Source organism: Pseudomonas sp. KBW05, from assembly GCF_003852405.1.
Lineage (GTDB): Bacteria > Pseudomonadota > Gammaproteobacteria > Pseudomonadales > Pseudomonadaceae > Aquipseudomonas.
The window spans coordinates 341,791-362,117 of sequence record NZ_QAJM01000009.1; the positions used below are offsets into that span (position 1 = coordinate 341,791).

General features: G+C 60.2%; 22 protein-coding genes. 5 read left to right on the plus strand and 17 right to left on the minus strand.

From position 1 onward, the window contains the following. Positions 1–3: 3 nt before the first annotated feature. From DBR46_RS10315 to DBR46_RS10390, 16 genes are all read right to left on the minus strand, one after another. Positions 4–216: a tail protein X gene (locus tag DBR46_RS10315; RefSeq protein ID WP_124526093.1), complete on the minus strand. Its 213-nt coding sequence runs from the start codon at positions 214–216 to the stop codon at positions 4–6. After that, entirely contained in the window at positions 209–592 is a 384-nt protein-coding gene (locus tag DBR46_RS10320) for a phage tail protein (protein WP_124526094.1), read from the minus strand. Before DBR46_RS10320 ends, DBR46_RS10315 begins: the two co-directional genes overlap by 8 nt. Continuing rightward, positions 592–1,698, minus strand: a complete 1,107-nt coding sequence (locus DBR46_RS10325; protein ID WP_124526095.1) for a hypothetical protein — start codon at positions 1,696–1,698, stop codon at positions 592–594. The genes DBR46_RS10320 and DBR46_RS10325 overlap by 1 nt, the downstream gene beginning before the upstream one ends. 128 nt (positions 1,699–1,826) lie before the next feature. Beyond that, positions 1,827–2,399 carry a phage tail assembly protein gene (locus tag DBR46_RS10330; RefSeq protein WP_124526096.1) on the minus strand — a complete coding sequence of 191 codons (573 nt, stop codon included), beginning with the start codon at positions 2,397–2,399 and terminating at the stop codon, positions 1,827–1,829. 153 nt (positions 2,400–2,552) lie between these two features. Next, positions 2,553–3,059 (minus strand): phage major tail tube protein, encoded by a 507-nt coding sequence (locus DBR46_RS10335; RefSeq protein WP_124526097.1) that lies wholly within the window; start codon positions 3,057–3,059, stop codon positions 2,553–2,555. Then, positions 3,059–4,225, minus strand: coding sequence for a phage tail protein (locus DBR46_RS10340; protein WP_124526098.1), 1,167 nt, complete (start codon positions 4,223–4,225; stop codon positions 3,059–3,061). Before DBR46_RS10340 ends, DBR46_RS10335 begins: the two co-directional genes overlap by 1 nt. A 2-nt stretch (positions 4,226–4,227) precedes the next feature. Continuing rightward, positions 4,228–4,419: a hypothetical protein gene (locus DBR46_RS10345; RefSeq protein WP_124526099.1), complete on the minus strand. Its 192-nt coding sequence runs from the start codon at positions 4,417–4,419 to the stop codon at positions 4,228–4,230. A gap of 79 nt (positions 4,420–4,498) precedes the next feature. After that, positions 4,499–4,891, minus strand: a complete 393-nt coding sequence (locus tag DBR46_RS10350; protein WP_256659263.1) for a phage tail assembly chaperone — start codon at positions 4,889–4,891, stop codon at positions 4,499–4,501. Positions 4,892–4,900: 9 nt separating this feature from the next. Further along, the gene (locus DBR46_RS10355; protein WP_124526100.1) at positions 4,901–6,343 is read right to left on the minus strand and encodes a phage tail protein; all 1,443 of its coding nucleotides are present in this window, start codon (positions 6,341–6,343) and stop codon (positions 4,901–4,903) included. Next, positions 6,344–6,973 (minus strand): phage tail protein I, encoded by a 630-nt coding sequence (locus DBR46_RS10360; RefSeq protein ID WP_124526101.1) that lies wholly within the window; start codon positions 6,971–6,973, stop codon positions 6,344–6,346. Next, positions 6,970–7,965, minus strand: a complete 996-nt coding sequence (locus DBR46_RS10365) for a baseplate J/gp47 family protein (protein ID WP_124526102.1) — start codon at positions 7,963–7,965, stop codon at positions 6,970–6,972. The genes DBR46_RS10360 and DBR46_RS10365 overlap by 4 nt, the downstream gene beginning before the upstream one ends. Continuing rightward, the gene (locus tag DBR46_RS10370) at positions 7,962–8,294 is read right to left on the minus strand and encodes a phage baseplate protein (protein ID WP_124526103.1); all 333 of its coding nucleotides are present in this window, start codon (positions 8,292–8,294) and stop codon (positions 7,962–7,964) included. The genes DBR46_RS10365 and DBR46_RS10370 overlap by 4 nt, the downstream gene beginning before the upstream one ends. Before the next feature lie 9 nt (positions 8,295–8,303). After that, a complete protein-coding gene (locus tag DBR46_RS10375; RefSeq protein ID WP_124526104.1) occupies positions 8,304–8,915 on the minus strand; it encodes a phage baseplate assembly protein V in 612 nt (203 codons plus the stop codon). A 3-nt stretch (positions 8,916–8,918) separates the two neighbouring features. After that, a complete protein-coding gene (locus DBR46_RS10380) occupies positions 8,919–9,434 on the minus strand; it encodes a hypothetical protein (protein ID WP_124526105.1) in 516 nt (171 codons plus the stop codon). A 21-nt stretch (positions 9,435–9,455) separates the two neighbouring features. Then, complete coding sequence (locus DBR46_RS10385; protein ID WP_017738272.1) at positions 9,456–9,785, minus strand: phage holin family protein; 330 nt, start codon at positions 9,783–9,785, stop codon at positions 9,456–9,458. 594 nt (positions 9,786–10,379) lie between these two features. Then, positions 10,380–11,114, minus strand: coding sequence for an XRE family transcriptional regulator (locus DBR46_RS10390; RefSeq protein WP_124526106.1), 735 nt, complete (start codon positions 11,112–11,114; stop codon positions 10,380–10,382). Positions 11,115–11,329: 215 nt separating this feature from the next. On the opposite strand from DBR46_RS10390, the gene DBR46_RS10395 reads away from it, so the two are divergent. From DBR46_RS10395 to fdxA, 3 genes are all read left to right on the plus strand, one after another. Further along, positions 11,330–12,055, plus strand: coding sequence for a metallophosphoesterase (locus DBR46_RS10395; protein WP_124526107.1), 726 nt, complete (start codon positions 11,330–11,332; stop codon positions 12,053–12,055). Positions 12,056–12,179: 124 nt separating this feature from the next. Beyond that, positions 12,180–14,771, plus strand: coding sequence for a DNA mismatch repair protein MutS (mutS, locus tag DBR46_RS10400; RefSeq protein WP_124526108.1), 2,592 nt, complete (start codon positions 12,180–12,182; stop codon positions 14,769–14,771). A gap of 143 nt (positions 14,772–14,914) precedes the next feature. Continuing rightward, entirely contained in the window at positions 14,915–15,238 is a 324-nt protein-coding gene (gene fdxA / locus DBR46_RS10405) for a ferredoxin FdxA (RefSeq protein WP_017738276.1), read from the plus strand. Between the two features lie 487 nt (positions 15,239–15,725). Here the strand turns inward: fdxA and apbC are convergent, their stop codons facing one another. Next, positions 15,726–16,820, minus strand: coding sequence for an iron-sulfur cluster carrier protein ApbC (gene apbC / locus DBR46_RS10410; RefSeq protein WP_124526109.1), 1,095 nt, complete (start codon positions 16,818–16,820; stop codon positions 15,726–15,728). Between the two features lie 172 nt (positions 16,821–16,992). On the opposite strand from apbC, the gene metG reads away from it, so the two are divergent. Both metG and rsxB read left to right on the plus strand, forming a co-directional pair. Then, positions 16,993–19,044 carry a methionine--tRNA ligase gene (gene metG / locus DBR46_RS10415; protein ID WP_124526110.1) on the plus strand — a complete coding sequence of 684 codons (2,052 nt, stop codon included), beginning with the start codon at positions 16,993–16,995 and terminating at the stop codon, positions 19,042–19,044. Positions 19,045–19,115: 71 nt separating this feature from the next. Next, positions 19,116–20,321, plus strand: a complete 1,206-nt coding sequence (rsxB, locus tag DBR46_RS10420) for an electron transport complex subunit RsxB (protein ID WP_256659266.1) — start codon at positions 19,116–19,118, stop codon at positions 20,319–20,321. Positions 20,322–20,327 lie beyond the last annotated feature (6 nt).

Genomic DNA, 20,327 nt, shown 5'->3' on the forward strand with positions numbered 1-20,327 from the left:
TCCTTAATCCCACGCCAGAACAGGGCGCAGCGCCGCCGGCCGCGTTTGCATTTCCGGCACGATCACCCACACACCCGCCGGCAAAACAGGGCCGTACTCGGCAAGCGTGGGGTTCATGCGCCACAGGGTTTCTTCGGCCGCATCATCGCAACGCCCCAGCTCGCGGTAGAGCAGCAGGTTGACCGAGTCACCGGCGATACTTCGTACTCTACGCATTGACGAATTCCTCCAGCTCAAGGGTCCAGGTCATCAGCATCGCCGTACCGTCATCGATCACGTTGCTCTGGGTTTCCTTAACCGAATTGATGCGCCACAGGCCCCAGTTGCGGCCGATGCCATCCACCAGCGGCAACGGTGTGCGCAAGCCTTGCAAGGCACGCAGCTCATCCAGGCGTTGCATACCAACGCCGTACATGGCCTTGCCGCTGAACGTGAGTTTTTCCAGCTTCTGGCCGCTCTGTCGCGACTGCGGCTTGCTGGCAATAATCGCCAGGTCGCTCCAGCCGCCGTCGCTGTTGCGGACCAGCGAGGCATAGGCAAAGCCTCGGGACAAACCAAAAATGAAATCGCCCAAAACCATCTGTTGTCGCATCAATCACCTCCTGAGTCGGCGAGCGCCGCATTGCGGCGAACCCCCAGCGCGTCCGTGACCATCGGCATGCATTGAAATTGCAGGGCGTGGATCACCTGGCTGACCACCTGTTGGGCATCGGCAGGGTTCACACCGGTGATCTGGATACTTGGCGCAATGGACACCTGCACGTTATCCGCGCGGGCGCTGTTGAGCTCTTTGCTCACGGCATCGGGCGCCGGCAGGCGATCACTGGGGCCGAACAGTTTGTCGCCCAGCCAGGCGCCCGCTTCGCTGCCCAGCAAACCACCGATGGCGCCGCCGACAGCTGTCCCTATACCGGGAAACACCAGGGTACCGATGGCTGCCCCCGCAGAGGCGCCCGCCCACGCGCCACCCGCCGTGCTCAGGCCGGAGCCGACGGCGCTGGCGTCGCCGTTGCGTACGCCCTGGATCACATCCACGGCAGCTGCGGCGGTTCTCAATGGCCCAAGCCGGCGAATGCCGACGGATTGCAGTGTGCCGACAGCATCGGCCAAGGCACCTGCGCTTAGGTTGGGTGCGCTAGCTGCAACGCTGGCCCCGGCAAAGGACTGAAAACGTTGCGAGCCCGCCCCCGGTTGAAAGCCGTTTGACAAGCCCCCCAAGGCCTGGCGGGCTCGCTCGTACAGAGCGCGCCACCCTGCGCTGTGCCCACCGTTTTTTTTGAGCTCTTTGACTTGATTGACGGCCGCGTCCATGACCAGATCAACCGCTTTTTCTATGACCTTGTCTTTGATCGTGTCCAACAAGCCAGCGCCGGCAGCCTCGGGCTGATCCTGCGGCGAGCTCGCGGCCACATCGGCAGCCTTGGGCACCAGCGCATCGCCGTTGATGAACAGCGTGCTGTTGAGCGTCTCCAACGTCTCGCGCAGCCGCACTTGCTCCTGGGTCAAGGCGTTGATGTCCACACTGAGCGTGACCAGCGCAGAGCGCAGTTCCAACTGCGGCTGCGCGGCCCCATCCAGGCTTACGGGGGCCGCCGCACTGGCGGAAAACGGCGCCAGCACATTGCCAAGGTCGGCATCGCCGATCATCCAGCGCAAGTCCTCCTGGGCGAGCCTCATCCCATATTTAGTGTCTTGCATCCCGCTCTACTCCTGTTTGACGCCAAGGCGAACGATCGCGATGTCGTAGCGGCGCATGGCTTTGGCGGCGTCCCATTCCAGGATCTCCGCTTCATTGACCGAGTAAACCAGCGGCACCACATCGAGGATTACGTCAATGTCCCGTTGCGAAAGAAGGCCGCCGGTTGATTTAAAAAATCGTCAATGCGCTCCTGCAACCCCGTCCAGTCGGGCACGGTCAGGCCGGCGAGATCGGGGATCATCAGCCCGGTGCAATGGGCGGTAATGAATTCGGCGCGGTCCTTGGCGGTGGCGAGTTTTTTCATCACCTTGGTCGCGCGCAGGGCGGGCATTTCCAGGTCGAGTGCGGTGTGGGTGCGACCGGCGGCATCCACCGGCAGCAGCAGTTGCACCGGTTGTTCGTGGCTCGATGACACCGGCTCGCCGAGGAAGAACGACGCAGGACGAGTCGACATCTCATGCACGAATTGGGCGATGGTCACGTAGTCCGGGCGCTTGAGTTGGTCGAGCTCTTTTTCCGACAGGCCGGTGGCGAGTTTCGCCAGTTCGAAGAACTGATCGTCCTCATCATCACCGGCCCGGGCCAGCGCGTCTTTTTGCGCGGCGTAATACAGCGGTTTGAGTTGTACCTGCTCGATCGACGCGCCGGTGTCGGCGGTGATCGGCGAAAGCAGGCGGTGCAGCGGTGGCATCCAGGCCATGGGGCAAACTCCTTGGGTAACGTTGTAAAAAAGGGCGAGCGCCGATCCCTGTGGGAGCTGGCTTGCCTGCGATGCAGGTGACTCGGTCATTCAGCTAGACCGAGGTGATGCTATCGCGGGCAAGCCCGGCTCCCACAGGGAACTCGATCGGCCTTAAGGCATCAGCACGGCGCGGCGTGCATCGCCGAGGATATCGACGCCGTTGAGCACGAACTTCTGGGTGCGTACGTCGATGTCGATCACCGGGATGCCGTTTTCCAGGCGGTTGTAGGTGCGGCAGGACAGCTCCAGGGTGGTGGTGGCCTTGTCGCCCATTTTCAGCTTGGCTTCCGCCAGGGATTTGAGCTTGCCGCCGACCGTGTGGTAGGTGAAATAGGTCTTGCCGTCCTGGTCCTGGCCGGCTTCGCGCACGTTCAGCAGGATGTCGTCACCCAGGCGCACACCCAGGGCCAGCATGATTTCCGGGCCGGCGCCTTGCAGGATCAACGTGGCATTGAGCACCTTGCCGCTCTTGGCCATTTCCTCGGCGATAAAGCGCCCGCCGGACATGGGCTCCATCTCGAACTCGATCGTCGGCGGGGTGAATTCCTCCACCGTCGCGGACAACGGCAGGCCTTGAAGGGTGGCCGCAATGGCCTGTCTGACTCGGTTGGTAAACATTAGAGAACGTCCTCCAGGAACTGCTCGATGATTTCATCGCGGGCATTGAGTTGATAAATCATGTGTTCGTTCGGCGCGTAGCGGCCGTAGTCGATGACGATGAACCAGGTGCCGTTCTTGTACTTCTCGACACTGTTCAGTTCCGGGTGCAGGTACACGCTGCCGCCGGGGATGGTTTCGTCGGCGACCAGGGTTTGCAGCCAGTCGTTGATGCGCTTGACCTCCTGGTCCATGAAGGACTTGGTGAGGTTCTTGGCCATGGCTTTCTGGCCGGCTTTGACCAGCTTGCGGCTGATGGCATCTTCCAGGCCGACATAGCTGATGAACTTGCCGGTGATGGAGCGGTTACCCAGCAGCGAAAAACCGCCAAGGATGGTGCGCGCGTAGTAGCTCACGCCGTAGCGGTTGAGCAGGTCGCCTTCGGTGGAGGTGTCGAGGATGTTGTACTCGACCACGCGGGAAACATCCTCGGCGAACGTCACTTGATTGCCCGGGCTTTCCCACTGCTTGACCTTGGCCAATGCGGCAATCGCCAGGGACGACGGCGCGAGGAACACATTCTTCTTCGCTGCCTTGGAGTACACCGACGGCATGTTGTGCACCAGCAGGCAACGGTCGAAGCCAAGGTCGGCACCGCCCAGTTCGCCGCTGTAGGTCACTTGGCCGGCGACCGCCACGTCCTTGCCATCCAGCACCACACGGGCCTTGATACGCTTGCCGAAGGCCGCGAACTCACCGGCCACCGCCTTGACGCCGGTGAAGCCTGGGGCACCGATGATGGTCAGGTCTTCCGGCACGCTGGCCAATGCCGCCAGGCCCAGCTTGCGACCGGTGACCGGCTCGTCGCCGCCGATCACATTGTTCTGGGTATCGGCCGGGGTGGCGCCCTCCTCCACAATCACCACGTAGACCGGCACCTTCACCACCTTGAGGATCTGGTACACCGCATGAAACAAGGTGCCCGACTCGCTGCCGGTAGGATCCAGCAACGCCTGGGTGGTGAAACTGTTGATACGGAACGGCGAATTTTTCGGGATCGACGCGTGGGCTTTCGGCGCGGTGCCGACCAGGCCGATCACGTTATCGCCCAGGCCACCCATGGCCTCGGGGGATTCAGTCGCGTTGACGGTGATGCCGTTGTGCTCGAAGTTCAAAACCTCAGCCATGATTAGTCAGCCTTCTGGGTGGTGGCCTTTGGGGCCGGGGTGGCGTTGAGGACGCTGGTCAGTTCCAGACGGCCAGCGGTGCGCAGGGCGGTTGCTTCGACGTCCAGCAGGTCCAGTTCCTCGCCGACGACAGACCAATGGCCGGCGTGGGTGGGGAATGGGATGAGGACGGTGTAGGTTTGGCGGGTGGGCATATGCACTCCATGCACAAAAAAGCCGCTCAAGGCGGCGGGGTTTAGATCAGGAAAGAAAACGCCCCGTCAGTGCGGGGCGTTATTCGGTTTGGTTGGCGATCCACGATGGTGTAACAGGCCGATGTTCACTGTTCGGAAAGTCGGATGACTGAGGCCAGTCACGCAACGCCTGCATATAAACCAGCAGTTCTTTGAACTGCGCCTCGGAGAGCGTGGGATCAACTTCAATTTCAAGCTGATCGCGATGACGTTCGCGCAGCCATTTCACTGACGACAACTCATAACCGCGCCAGGCTCGTTCCCGAGCGACAACATCTTCAACGGTTGGAGAAACACCAGGATCCGAAATTGCGAAACCCCGTTCGCTGAGATCCGCATATTCCTTTTCCGACATTTCAATCACATCGGCCGGCATGTTTTTGCCATGCAGCGACAACGAGTAAAGCCCGTGGGTGGACGGTGAATAAAACATGGAACCTCCTCAATAACCGATTGCAATGACCAGCGGAAAGACAAGCCCTTGGTTCGCGGTACCGAACCACTGAGGAAATAGTTTGACGGTCTCTTTGTTCCAGCTACTTACTTGGAACATCTGGTCAGAAAACACCGTGTCATTACCCATGGTCGAGACAGAAGAGATCAGACATGCATTGGGAAATGCGAGAGGAAAACTGACCGCGGGATAAGCGACTGATTCAAGACCGCTGACGGGCCCTTTGAACCACTGGATAACCAACCCGCCCAACCAAGAGGGAAATGCGATATGCCCAGGCAGGCCGAGTGAAATGGAAAACCCGGCGCGCAGCTTTTTGGGGGTCACAACGACTGCATCATCCGCCCCGGCACTCACTTGTGCCTGAGTTGCAACTTTCGCAGTGCCTTGATTGATTTCCGTCGCCTGAACGGCCAAAGGCAGCAACGCCGAAACATCAATATTTCCCTGATTGATCGGCGCGCTCCAGGTCTTGATGCACCACATCACCGCCAGGTTGCGCGGACGGGTTTCATTGCCGCCCGTATACCCGACGTCCTGAAGGACATCAAAAATGGTACCACCGAGAGCTTTAGCACCAGCAGGGCCGGACGCAGAGTTGATACCGGTCTGATAGGGCGGTGTATGGGTGTGGCTCTTGAACGCATCAGCCTGGAAACTGGCAATCACACGCCCAGCATCCACGCCCCGCCCATGATCCCAACCCCGAAAAAACTCCCCTCGCGACTCCGGCAATCGCGTATACCCCACCGCATCGCCAGCAACGTTGAACTTCTTCGCCAGATACGCCGCCAAGTCCGGATAAACAGAATCCCTGAACAGGCTGTTATCCACCTCCAGATACCCCGACGGCACGATTCCAAGCGGAAACGGCACCATCGCCCCGACCGGCAACGCCGACGCCTTGGCGATCAACGCCTCGACCTCTGCCTTGGTATACGACCCCTTCGCCAACTGCTGCGCGAGGTAATCCACTACCCACGCCCGAGTCGCCTTCACCACCGTGTCATCAATCAACAACGTCACATTGGCAGCATTGGTCGTCTCGAAAATCGAGCGAATGTAGAACTCTTTGCCCGCCCCCGACGTCGTCAACACCGGTTTATACGACTCCGGGTATTTGACGATGGCATACAAGATCCCGCTGTCCGTCCACAGCCCGGCTTCCCGCACATACCAGCCGCCGACATTTGACGGGATGGTGACTTCAGCCATCAGCCAGTTGGCGTTTTTTTCATCTTGAAACAGCGCGTTCAACGGCCCACGCCAGACTTCGCGTTTCAGCGCTTTTGCGCTGGCATCGGGGTTGTAGACAGCGCCGTTACCGTCGCCGACGGAGATCTGCGCCAGTTTGATCGGTACGCCAGCAGCCTTGCAGGCGGTTTCGTAGGCGAGCCCCGCGTTGGTGGGCAGGGTGTAATAGTCAGCCATTTAGTGCTCCTGTGGATAAAGGGTGGTGGTTTCGACGGTGTAGAGCCCGGCCGCCAAGCAGGCGCGGCCCGTGGCTTCAACGCCTGCCAACATGGTTGGGTAGATCGTGGTGAGTTCGCCGCACAGCGTGGCACCGCCGATGCTGTGGCGGCCCGACGCGCTCAGGCCGATGGAGACCGAGAAGATGTCGCGCTCACTTTTGGCATCGGCCAGGCGTCGATCGAGTCGCAGGTCAGTGGCTTCGCTGTAGGGCAATTCGGTCCAGACCCGGACGGCAAAGCTGTAGGGCACACCTCGCGGTTTCTGCTCGTACCAGGCACGCACTTCGGGCCGTAGTCGCAGGCCTTTGACGGCGTTTTCCAGGGCTTGGCGAGTGCCGGCCTGTCGCGCGGTGGGCCAGGCGAGTTTGACGGTCAGGCGCTTCTCGGCCTCGGGGGCGGTGGTGCTCCATTCGTTCACCGCGCGGTCAGCTGCCAGGTAGGGCAAAAACGCTGCCGGCGTACGATCCGGGTCCATCAGTTGGGGGAATGGCGGCGTGACCCGTTCCAGCAAGTAGCCGAAGCCCAGATCAAGGGCCTTTTCCAGGGGTGAACTGTTGGCGGGCAACAGGCTCGTCTTGGGCTCACTCATAGCGTGCGCACCTCCACCTCGACGCCCGTGCAGTACGGCGCCTGAAACGCCGAGCTGATGATCGGTGCCAGCGGCTCAAGGATCTGCAGTTGCGCAGCGCCGGCACTGTGGATGGCGTAGTCGATCCAGCTCGGGTCGACCCGACCTTCCAGGCGATGACAGGAATCGGCGTAGGTTTGCAGCAACTGTTGCGCGGCAACCTGGGTCAATCCCGAATCGGGGCCCGCGTTGATCTTGGCGACCACACGGATCTTGTAGCGTTGGATCTGCGCGCCCTGGACCGTGACCAGATCGGTTTCCGGTCGTACATCGGGCCGTGCGAAATGTCGCCGCACGCCGTCAAGCAAATCGGCAGAGGCGCTGCCATCGCCGTCCCGGGAGAGCACGGTGACCATCACCTCGCCAGGCGCCGTACGCCGACCATTGCCATCCTTGATCCGCGCGGCATAGCCGTCCGGGTTGAAGGTGTAGCTGACCGTCACCACGCCCGACGCGGCGCTTTGCACCTTGACCGCTGGCCGCTCGCCCAAGGTGAACACTTCACGGCGATATTGCATGCGCGAGCCTGCCGCCGGGGCGTGGGGTGCCAGGTAATAGCGCAGGCGAGCATCATCATCGCTTTCCAGCGTCGGCGGCACAGGCGGGAAAGCAGCGGGGTCACCGGGGTCAAGGACCTGGCGCTCCAGGCCCATGTCCGCGAGGCGCGCATCCAGATTGCTGCCGGTGGCCCACCACGCCAGCATCTGCTTGATGCGTGCGTTGTATTGGCGTTCGTGGGTTTGCAGGCGCACGCAAAACGCTTCCAGGGCCAGGGTCAGCAGCTCGCTTTCATTGTCGAGGCTGAGCTTGAGCTTGGCCGCACTTTGCGGCGCACGAGTGGCCACGTAGTCGACGACGAACGCCTTGAATTGCGCCAATAGCGGCTCGAAGGCGTCGACCGCGATAATCGCCGGTTCCGCCAGTTGGTTCTGGCCAGGGATCAGCATGCTCATGTGACGACCTCAAAGGATTGTTGGCGGTTTTTCCAGGTGCCGGCAAAACGCAGTAACAAGCCAGCGCCCTGACGGGTCGCGACGATGACCTGGGGTTGAAAGTCGGTGATGCCGTTCTGCGCGTTGTAGAACGCGTCGGCGGCATGGCTCTGGGCGAGGATCAACAGGTCGTCGCCGAGGTTCTGGCCGAGCAGTTGCGGGATCTTCGAGCCGTAAAACGGGCGCTTCTGGCGAGTGCCCACGGGGGTGGTCAGCGCTCGGGTGGCGCGCTGTACGAATTGCAGCCAGTCATCGACCGCTGCCCCGCTGTTCCTATCGATTCCGATCATGGCAAATCCTTATGCGCTGCTGATCACGCGGCCGTGGTGGTCCACCACTGGGCCGCTCAAATGCACGCCGGCGGCATCCAGCAGCAAGCCGCTGGCGCCGAGTTGCAGGGTGATGCTGTGCTCAGTCAGCGCCAGCGTGGCGGCGCCAACGGTCACGTTCACTTGTTCGCGGGAACCGCTGACGGTGGTCGGCCCGTTGCTCCAGTTGAACGTATGGCTGGCATCGTCGTAGTCGCTTTGGGTGCCGTCCTGATAACGGCGCCGGTTCAGCGAGGCCACGCCGGACACTGGCGGAAACAGACTACTGTTGAGGCCGAACAAGGCCACGGACTGTGCTCCGCCTTCGCCGCCGCCGTAGTTGAGCAACAGGCATTGTTCACCCACCGAGGGAATGCGAGTTTCAGTCTGCGAACCGGCGCTGGGGTTGAAAAAACGGATGGCCGGGCTGAGCAAATCCCCATGACTGACCTTGCAGGTGTTGCTGGCGGCGTCGACCTCCTGGCACACGCCAATCCGGCAGAAACTTTCTGCACGGCGATACAGGTCTTCGACCTGGGTTTCCATGTCCACCAGGCGCTCGACGATCGGCCCGAGTTGCATGCGCAGCAATGCATCGAACATGGATTACTCCTGGAGTGGGCGATATTGATCCGGGTCGTTGATGTCGGAGACTTCCCAGGTGCGGGCAAATAGTGGTTTGCCTGTGGGATCTTCGAGGAGGCGCGGGCCGAGGTAGAGGGTTTGGCTGAAGGACACGATCCAGGTGTCGTAGTCCGTTTCCACGCCGTTCAGCGCAGAAGGTGCTGCGACGATGGCCGTGGGCAAATCGCACTGATCCGGCGGCAGGCCCCAGCGGTTGTCCAGGGCCAGGTCCATCAGTTGGCTGGCCAGGTCGCACGCATCAAACGCTGCGGCCCCGCTGGCGACAGTGACCTTGAGGGAAACCGACAACACATGTGCCTTGCGCCCCTCAAGGGAACGCACGCCGGGGCCATTGCGCTCCATGCTGACAAGCACGCCGGTCTTATCGCCGGTGCCGGTGAAGTCCTGATGATTACCTACGCGCAATTGTGGGAACGCGCTCTTCAGCGCGTCCTCAATCGCCATGGGCAGTTGGGAGGTTCTTTCGATAGAGGTCATCTTGTTGCGTCCTTGCAGCGGTTACTGCTGATCCGGGCGGTTGACGCCAATACGCTTGGCCGCCCAACGTTCATAAAGGCCGATGGCCACGTCTGCGCCGGCCATGGCGGTCAGGCACCCCAGTGCGGCGGCGGTCCAGACCGACAGGCCGGCGGCGTACAACAGCATCACGGCCGAGACCCCGCAAACCATGCACGCCCCAGACCGCAAGGCCAGACGACGTACCAGCGACCAGCCCCGGGCGCCTTCCTTGTCGGCGCGCCACATTTCACCGCTGACCCCGCCGATCAGGGCCAGTACGATCACCAGCCAGATCGGCATTTCCGCTAACGCTTGCTGCTCGTTTGTCATGTCACGCCTCCTGGCTGAGCAATGCCGGCACAGTGCCGGGGTTTGGATACTTCCGTGTGTCGGTGGGCATTCCAAAAAGCCCGGCTGCCCAGGCTTTTCAGTAATGCGTCCCGCGAACTGTCGGCGCTACTGGCGCGGTACGGTTCTTCCCTCGATGTTTTTCCGACCACGATCCCTGTCTGCCGGATAACTGCTTCTGGTGCTTTACGCTGCACACCCGGGTCAGTTGCCAACCCTCTGAACCGTTGAGGCCGGTTCATCGCTGCCTGTTCTTGTCGTACGGTGTAACTAAAGAGCGTCGGCATCCTTGCCGGTGTTTCCTGGCGTCCTTGCCATCGCTGTGATGGCGTCCATGCCGATGCTGCGTGCCTTCCTTGTCTTCCTTGGCAGCATCCTTGCTGCCTCCACCTAGCCTTCTTGGCTGGCTTGAGATGGAGAATATGCATGTATGCATATACAGTCAATGCGTGAATGCATTTATTTCACCAGTGAATTGCACCAGCGCATTGAAAGCCTTGTGGGCATTGGGGATGCCGGCTTTTGACAAGCGAAAAAAAACCCGCGCATTGGCGGGTTTTGTCTTACATAAGGTTGTTAGCGAGCGTACATGCCCCACCAGAACACATGGCCGAGAATGCTGATCTGCTCATCCTGGATGTCCTGGAAGCTATAGTCTTCGTCCGGGTGCTCATCGCGATTGAAACTGCGCAGGCGAATCCCGGAAGGCAGGCGATAGAGCTGTTTCACCCGCAGTTGGCCGTTGTGATTGATGGCGTACAAATCACCATCGACGATATCGCCAATCCCGCTCTTGCCCGCATTCACCCCAACCGTCGCCCCATCACGCAGCACGGGCAGCATGCTGTTGCCACGTACGGTCACGCACTTGGCCTGGTCAAACTGCACGCCGTTATGCCGCAGGCTACGCTTGCCGAACCGCAGGCTGGCCTTTTCGCTTTCCTCGATGACGAATCTTCCTGATCCAGCAGCCAATTCAACCTCGCGCAGAAAAGGGATCGACACCTCGTCATCATTCACGGGGGTGTCGTCGTCCCACAAGCTTATGTCCTTGAGCTCCGAATGGGTTGGGTCACGCAGGTCTTCGCGCAAGGCACCAATCGCTACGCGTCCGCGCAGTTGGTCGGTGCTAACGCGAAAGTAATCGGCGATACGCGAGATGTGCTTGTCCGAGGGGTCAACGATCTTGCCGCTGAGGATCCGGGACAGCGTGGATTGAGGCACGCCAGTGCGCCGGTGAAGCTCCATGGGGGAGATCCGGTCGCGGTCCAGCAGTTCTCGTAAGACGATAGAAACGTTGCGTTTTTGCATAGCGCGGATAGTGACGGGAGTTTTTTGGGTTGGCAAATGCTAATTTGCATATTGCAGGCCTGTTCGCTGAATGTGTAACTGGCCACGACGACGCCGCGGCACGGGGCGCAAACGCTGGAAAGCGCGTCAGAATATTATTCTCCAGACGCTTCTTGCCGACAGCCGCAGCCAGTAATATCCACCCACGCAAATCCCCTCTTATCGAACCACTGAACATGCACGCGATCCAGTCGTTTCCACCCAACACAATTGGTCGAGATTTTGTAGTCGGCGACATCCACGGTCATTTCAAACTGTTCGAGTCTCTTTTGAAGAAGACCGCGTTTGATAAAGCGCTTGATCGAGTTTTTTCCGTGGGCGACCTCATTGACAGAGGCCCCGACTCCATCGACGTACTGGACTGGTTGCAACAACCGTGGTTTCACGCGGTGAGAGGTAACCACGAACAGATGCTCATCGATTGTATTTCTGGCAACGGAGACACTGCCCGGCACTCTCGCAATGGGGGCGCATGGATTTATGAGCTACCTGGCGCACTTCAACAGAACATTTCGAACGCACTGCAAACGCTTCCTCTAATAATGGAAATTGAATTACTGGACGGTCGAAAAATCGGGATTGTGCATGCGGAAACCCCTCTCATTGATGACACCCCCACTTGGCAAAATGCCAAAAACGCCATTACTGGCCGTCTTGGAGAGATACATCAACAATCAGCGTTAACAAAAGCCTTATATGCCAGAAACAAAATCGAGCATCAGGACGAAATCATCATTCAAGGCATAGATCATATTTATGTCGGGCACTCGACAGTGGCGTCTGTTACCCGCTTGGGCAATACAACCTACCTCGACACGGGCTGCTCCTTTGATGACGGCGCACTAACGCTAATTGAACTAAGCACTCAGACAGCCGTTAACGTTGCCATGCACACCCGCTAAGTAGCCTTTGCTTGAAGGGGGGCGAACGCTCCACCTCGCGTGTTAACCTTGCTGCCATCGCAAAATCAGCAGGGCCAAGCGCCCCCTTTGCCCCACTCCTTTCAACGAATTTGCCTACTATCCAATGAGTAAAAACACTTCCGACCTGTCCTCCCACACCCCGATGATGCAGCAGTACTGGCGCCTGAAAAACCAGCACCCTGATCAGTTGATGTTCTATCGCATGGGCGACTTCTACGAGATCTTCTACGAAGACGCGAAGAAGGCCGCCAAGCTGCTGGACATCACCCTGACCGCCCGTGGGCAATCGGCTGGGCAGTCGATTCCGATGTGTGGGATTCCTTACCATTCGTTGGAAGGTTATCTGGTCAAGCTGGTGAAGCTGGGCGAGTCGGTGGTGATCTGTGAGCAGATCGGCGACCCGGCTACCAGCAAAGGGCCGGTGGAACGTCAGGTGGTGCGCATTATTACGCCGGGGACGGTGAGTGATGAGGCGTTGCTGGATGAGCGTCGCGATAACCTGATTGCCGCGGTGTTGGGCGATGAGCGTTTGTTCGGTCTTTCGGTGCTGGACATCACCAGCGGCAATTTCAGCGTGCTGGAGATCAAGGGTTGGGAAAACCTGCTGGCCGAGCTGGAACGTATCAATCCAGTGGAGTTGTTGATCCCGGATGATTGGCCAAAGGACCTGCCTGCGGAAAAGCGTCGTGGGGCCAAGCGCCGTGCGCCGTGGGACTTTGAGCGTGACTCGGCGCTGAAAAGCCTTTGCCAACAATTCTCCGTGCAGGACTTGAAGGGCTTTGGTTGCGAAACCCTGACCCTGGCCATCGGCGCCGCGGGTTGCCTGCTCGGTTACGCCAAGGAAACCCAGCGCACGGCCCTGCCGCATTTGCGCGCCCTGCGTCATGAACGCCTGGACGATACCGTGGTGCTGGATGGCGCCAGCCGGCGCAACCTGGAGCTCGATACCAACCTGTCCGGCGGGCGCGACAACACCCTGCAATCGGTCGTCGACCGGTGCCAGACCGCCATGGGCAGCCGCCTGCTGACCCGTTGGCTGAACCGTCCGCTGCGGGATTTGAGCGTGTTGCAAGCACGTCAGTCTTCTATTACCTGCCTGCTGGACGGTTACCGCTTTGAGAAGCTGCAACCGCAGTTGAAGGAAATCGGTGATATCGAGCGCATCCTCGCGCGGATTGGCCTGCGCAATGCGCGCCCCCGCGATCTGGCGCGCCTGCGCGATGCCCTCGGCGCCCTGCCCCAACTGCAAGCGGCGATGACCGAACTGGACACACCGCACCTGCAACAGTTGGCCGTGACCACCAGCACCTACCCGGAACTGGCGGCACTCCTGGAAAAAGCCATCATCGACAACCCGCCAGCGATTATCCGTGACGGCGGCGTGTTGAAGACCGGTTACGACAGCGAGCTGGACGAGTTGCAATCCCTCAGCGAAAACGCCGGGCAGTTCCTGATTGACCTGGAAGCCCGCGAAAAAGCCCGTACCGGCCTGGCCAACCTGAAAGTCGGCTACAACCGCGTGCACGGCTACTTCATCGAGTTGCCGAGCAAGCAGGCCGAGTCGGCGCCTATCGACTATCAACGTCGCCAGACCCTCAAAGGTGCCGAGCGCTTTATCACCCCGGAGCTCAAGGAGTTCGAAGACAAGGCGCTGTCGGCCAAAAGCCGTGCGCTGGCGCGGGAAAAGATGCTGTATGAAGCCCTGCTCGAAGACCTCATCGGCCAACTGGCGCCGTTGCAAGACACCGCTGCCGCCCTGGCCGAACTGGATGTGCTGAGCAACCTCGCCGAACGCGCACTGAACCTTGACCTGAACTGCCCGCGTTTTGTCAGCGAGCCGTGCATGCGCATCGTGCAGGGGCGCCACCCGGTGGTGGAGCAAGTGCTGACGACGCCGTTCGTCGCCAACGACCTTTCGCTGGACGACGACACTCGCATGCTGGTGATCACCGGTCCGAACATGGGTGGTAAATCCACCTACATGCGTCAGACCGCATTGATCGTGCTGTTGGCGCATATCGGCAGCTTTGTGCCGGCGGCCAGTTGCGAGTTGTCCCTGGTGGACCGGATTTTCACCCGGATCGGTTCCAGCGATGACCTGGCCGGTGGCCGTTCGACCTTTATGGTGGAAATGAGCGAAACTGCCAACATCCTGCACAACGCCACCGAGCGCAGCCTGGTGCTGATGGACGAAGTCGGTCGCGGCACGAGCACCTTCGATGGCCTGTCCCTGGCGTGGGCCGCAGCCGAGCGTTTGGCGCACCTGCGGGCCTACACGCTGTTTGCCACCCACTATTTCGAACTGACCGTATTGCCAGAAAGCGAACCGCTGGTGGCCAACGTGCATCTCAATGCCACCGAGCACAACGAGCGCATCGTGTTCCTGCACCACGTGTTGCCCGGGCCGGCCAGCCAGAGCTACGGCCTGGCGGTGGCGCAGTTGGCCGGCGTGCCAAACATCGTGATCAGCCGCGCCCGCGAGCACCTCAGCCGCCTGGAAACCACGGCATTGCCCCATGAAACCGTGGTCGCCAGCCCTGCCAAGGCAGCGAGCAAAAACGCTGCACCGCACCAGAGCGATATGTTCGCCACCCTGCCCCATCCGGTGCTGGAAGAGTTGGCAAAGCTTGACCTGGATGACTTGACGCCGCGTAAAGCGCTCGAAATGTTATATGCACTGAAGGTTCGGATATAACGCTGACGCTTGCAAGCTGGTAGACTCTCGCGCGGTTTGGGATGCTGCGGGCTTTTTAGCCTGGCCTGCAGACTATCGCTCCCGAACCTCGCGAGCCCTGCCACAAAGGGTTTCGCTGCCGCCGCCTGAGGAGAGAATTAGAAATGACCTTCGTCGTCACCGACAACTGCATCAAGTGCAAGTACACCGACTGCGTGGAAGTATGTCCGGTGGACTGCTTCTACGAAGGCCCGAACTTCCTGGTCATCCACCCGGATGAGTGCATCGACTGCGCCCTGTGTGAACCAGAATGCCCGGCCGTCGCTATTTTCTCCGAGGACGAAGTCCCGGCAGAGATGCAGGAATTTATTCAGTTGAACGTCGAGCTGGCGGAAATCTGGCCAAACATCACTGAGAAGAAAGACTCGCTGCCGGATGCAGCTGAGTGGGATGGCGTCAAAGGCAAGATCAAAGACCTCGAGCGCTAACAGCGCCGCCGCCAAACAAAAAAAGGCCCTACGGGGCCTTTTTTGCGTCCGGGGACTTTTCTACGGGCAAAAAAAAGGGGCGGTATGACCCGCCCACATTTTTTCCCTAGTCCCTGTATTCCTTTTCATCATCCTGATGAATCGCATCCTGCGACGTTCCTTCAAACCATCGTTCCTTGATGGCTGTGCCAATCCGTGGACACAGGGCTGATCTTAGAGACTTCCAAGGGAAGTTCAACGGGATCCAACCCGTGGCGTGACACGCCTGCGCGCTCTACGAAATACATTTAATTGTTAATTTTCAACAAGTTAGAAAACTCCCTCAAGAATTCGGGACATACGTGTCTGGTAAAAAAACCAAACACTTACGAAAAAGTAAGCAAATGCTTACACGAGCAATTGGGCAAAAGCGTAACGGCCACGTCCGGGCCATCTTCCGGGCATGAAAAAGCCCCGACACTGTCGGGGCTTTTTCCTTTCACGCCTCTTAGTCGTCGCTGACAGTAATCGTCGGCATTGCCGGCGCCGCCGCTTCCTGCAAGACGATCCGTGCGCCCACATGACGGGCCAGCTCCTGATAGATCATGGCGATCTGGCTGTCAGGCTCGGCTACAACAGTGGGCTTGCCACCGTCAGCCTGCTCGCGAATCAGCATCGACAGCGGCAGCGACGCCAGCAGTTCAACACCGTATTGCGTGGCCAGTTTCTCACCGCCGCCCTCACCGAACAGATGCTCGGCGTGGCCGCAGTTGGAGCAGATGTGCACCGCCATGTTCTCGACAACACCCAGCACCGGGATATTGACCTTGCGGAACATCTCCACGCCTTTCTTGGCATCGAGCAGGGCCAGGTCCTGCGGCGTCGTGACGATCACCGAACCGGCCACCGGGACTTTCTGTGCCAGGGTCAACTGGATATCACCGGTGCCTGGCGGCATGTCGATCACCAGGTAGTCCAAATCGCCCCAGGCCGTCTGGGTAACCAGCTGCAGCAGTGCCCCGGAGACCATCGGCCCGCGCCAGACCATCGGCGTGTTGTCGTCGGTGAGGAAGGCCATGGACATGACTTCCACCCCGTGGGACTCAATCGGTACAAACCACTTCTGATCCTTGACCTTGGGCCGCGTGCCCTCGGCGATGCCGAACATCACGCCCTGGCTCGGGCCGTAGATGTCGGCGTCGAGGATGCCCACGCGTGCGCCTTCACGGGCCAGAGCCAGGGCCAGGTTGGCGGCGGTGGTGGATTTGCCCACGCCACCCTTGCCGGAGGCGACGGCGACGACGTTCTTGACATTGGCCAGACCCGGGATCTGGGCCTGGGCCTTGTGCGGCGCAATCACGCACTGGATATCGACCTTGGCAGAGCGCACGCCGTCCAGGCCTTCGATGGCCATTTGCAGCATCTGCGCCCAGCCGTTCTTGAACAGGCCTGCGGCATAGCCCAACTCCAGCTGGACCGACACGTGGTCGCCCTGCACCTCGATGGCACGTACACAGCCGGCACTGACCGGGTCCTGGTTCAAATAAGGGTCGGTGTACTGGCGAAGAACGGCTTCCACCGCTGCGCGATTGACGGCGCTCATGGGCTACTCCCGAAAAAAGACTGACTGAAACAGGCGGCTATCCTAACCGTTCCCGCCCGTCAGCGGCATGCTTTCGCAGGTAAGGAAGATGCTGAAACAGCTCCACGGGGTGAAATATATTTCCCGGCGCTTTATAGTGGCCGACCTCCGTTTCATCAAGTAGCCGAGCCCCATGTCCGAGCCACGCAAGATCCTCGTCACCAGCGCCCTGCCCTATGCCAATGGTTCCATCCATCTTGGCCATATGCTTGAGTACATCCAGACCGATATGTGGGTGCGCTTCCAGAAGCATCGCGGCAACCAATGCATTTATGTCTGCGCGGACGACGCCCACGGTTCGGCCATCATGTTGCGCGCCGAAAAGGAAGGCATCACCCCGGAACAACTGATCGCCAACGTGCAGGCTGAACACAGCGCCGACTTTGCCGAGTTCCTGGTGGACTTCGACAACTTCCACTCGACCCACTCCGAAGAAAACCGCGAGCTGTCGAGCCAGATCTACCTGCGGTTGAAAGAAGCAGGGCATATCGACCAGCGGTCGGTCACCCAGTACTTCGACCCGGAAAAGAAAATGTTCCTGGCCGACCGCTTCATCAAGGGCACCTGCCCGAAATGCGGCACCGAAGACCAGTACGGCGACAACTGCGAAAAATGCGGTGCAACCTACGCGCCGACTGAATTGAAGGATCCGAAGTCGGCTATCTCCGGTGCCACCCCGGTGCTCAAGGATTCCCAGCACTTCTTCTTCAAACTCCCGGATTTCCAGCAAATGCTGCAAACCTGGACCCGCAGCGGCACCCTGCAAGACGCCGTGGCCAACAAACTCGCCGAATGGCTCGACAGCGGCCTGCAACAGTGGGACATCTCCCGCGATGCGCCGTACTTCGGCTTCGAGATCCCAGGCGAGCCGGGCAAGTACTTCTATGTGTGGCTGGATGCGCCAATCGGCTACATGGCCAGCTTCAAGAACCTGTGCGATCGCACACCGGAGCTGGACTTCGACGCGTTCTGGAACAAAGACTCCACGGCCGAGTTGTACCACTTCATCGGCAAGGACATCGTCAACTTCCACGCCCTGTTCTGGCCAGCCATGCTTGAAGGCTCGGGCTACCGCAAGCCGACCGCCATTGCCGTGCACGGCTACCTGACGGTCAACGGCCAGAAGATGTCCAAGTCCCGTGGCACCTTTATCAAGGCGCGCACCTATCTGGACCACCTGTCACCAGAATACCTGCGCTACTACTACGCCTCCAAGCTGGGCCGTGGCGTCGATGACCTGGACCTGAACCTGGAAGACTTCGTACAGAAGGTCAACTCGGACCTCGTGGGCAAGGTCGTCAACATCGCCAGCCGTTGCGCCGGGTTTATCCACAAGGGCAACGCCGGTGTGCTGGTGGCCGAGAACGCTGCGCCAGAGCTGACCGACGCGTTCCTGGCCGCCGCGCCAAGCATCGCCGACGCCTATGAAGCCCGCGACTTTGCCCGCGCCATGCGCGAGATCATGGGCCTGGCCGACCGCGCCAACGCCTGGATCGCCGACAAGGCACCGTGGTCGTTGAATAAACAGGAAGGCAAGCAGGCTGAAGTCCAGGCGATCTGCGCCACGGGCGTCAACCTGTTCCGCCAGTTGGTGATCTTCCTCAAGCCGGTGCTGCCACTGCTGGCCGCCGACGCCGAGGCGTTCCTCAACGTCGCGCCGCTGACCTGGAACGACCACGCCAGCCTGCTCGGTAACCATCAGTTGAACGAGTTCAAGCCGCTGATGACCCGCATCGACCCGGTAAAAGTCCAGGCCATGACCGACGCGTCGAAAGAAGACCTGGTCGCCAGCCAGACCGACACCGGTTCGGCTGCACCCGCTGGCAATGGTGAATTGGCCAAAGACCCGATCTCTGCGGAAATCGACTTTGACGCTTTCGCCGCCGTGGACCTGCGTGTGGCGCTGATCATCAAGGCCGAAGCCGTGGAAGGTGCCGACAAGCTGCTGCGCCTGACATTGGATATCGGTGACGAGCAACGCAACGTGTTCTCCGGGATCAAGAGCGCCTACCCGGACCCGTCCAAGCTGGATGGTCGCCTGACCATGATGATTGCCAACCTCAAGCCACGGAAGATGAAGTTCGGTATCTCCGAAGGCATGGTGATGGCGGCGGGCCCTGGCGGTGAAGAAATCTACCTGCTGAGCCCTGACAGCGGCGCCAAGCCAGGCCAACGCATCAAGTAAGCCTGCAAAACAGCCCTGTCGTTTCGGCGACAGGGCTTTTGCGCTAGTCCCCTCTTCTCGCTTGCCGGATAATCAGGCTCTGTTCGTCTAACCGGCATGCCAATGATCCCAGCATGAACCTCATTCAACGTATCGACGCGCTGCTGCCGCAGACCCAATGCGGCAAATGCGGGCACCCAGGCTGCAAGCCATACGCCGAAGGCATCGCTAAAGGCGAGGCGATCAACAAGTGCCCGCCGGGTGGGCAGGAAACGATCATCGGCCTCGCACACCTGCTGAGCGTCCCCGTGCTGATGCTGGACACCAGCCGTGGCGAAGCTCCAGCGCAGGTTGCGTACATCCGCGAAGCCGAGTGCATCGGCTGCACCAAATGCATCCAGGCGTGCCCGGTGGACGCCATCGTGGGTGCCGCCAAACTGATGCACACGGTGATCAGCGACGAGTGCACGGGCTGCGACCTCTGCGTGGCACCTTGCCCGGTTGACTGCATCGATATGCGGCCGCTGGTTAACCTGGTGCCAATGGTGGGTGGATTGGCGGCCAACGAACACGAGCAGCATGAACGCGGCCTCAAGCGTGACCGTGCGCGGCGGCGTTATGAACAGCGCAACGCGCGCTTGCAGCTGGAGGAACAACGCCAGCTAGCAGAACGCCTGGCACGGGCCAAGCGCACGGTGCCGACGCACACTGCACCCGCAGATACAGGGCAAGCTGCCTCGGATGCAGCGATCAAGAAAGCCAAGATCGGCGTCGCCATGAGCCGTGCGCAGTTGCATAAATCCTTGAAAGCCTTCGGCCATCCGCCAACGTTTGAGCAACAATCGCAACTGATCATCCTGCAACAACAGTTCGAAGCCGCGGAGCAAGCATTGGCGGCGCTAGAAGCGAGCAGCCCGCCTCCGCTCCCTGCCAACAAAGACCCCGAGCTCAAGCGCGCGAAAATCCAGTTGGCCATGCGGCGCGCTGAGTTGAAAAAGGCTCAAGAGCAGTGCGCCGACGAGCAACAGCTGGCAACGCTCAGCGCGGCATTGACCGCTGCCGAGCACGCCCTGCATGACGTCGAGGCGATCTCCGAGCAACCCCGCCCAGACTTACAGCGCGTGGAAAAACGCCCCATTGATGCCCAACTGCGCCAGCTGAAAACCGCCCTGGCCTACGCCCGCGCGGATGTCAGCAAATTACAGCGCCAACCGGGCATCGACGCAGAAGCGCTGGCTGCGGCGCAACACAAACTGGAAGAGGTGCAGCGCCAGGTCGATACCCATGTCGGCGCCTGACCTCTA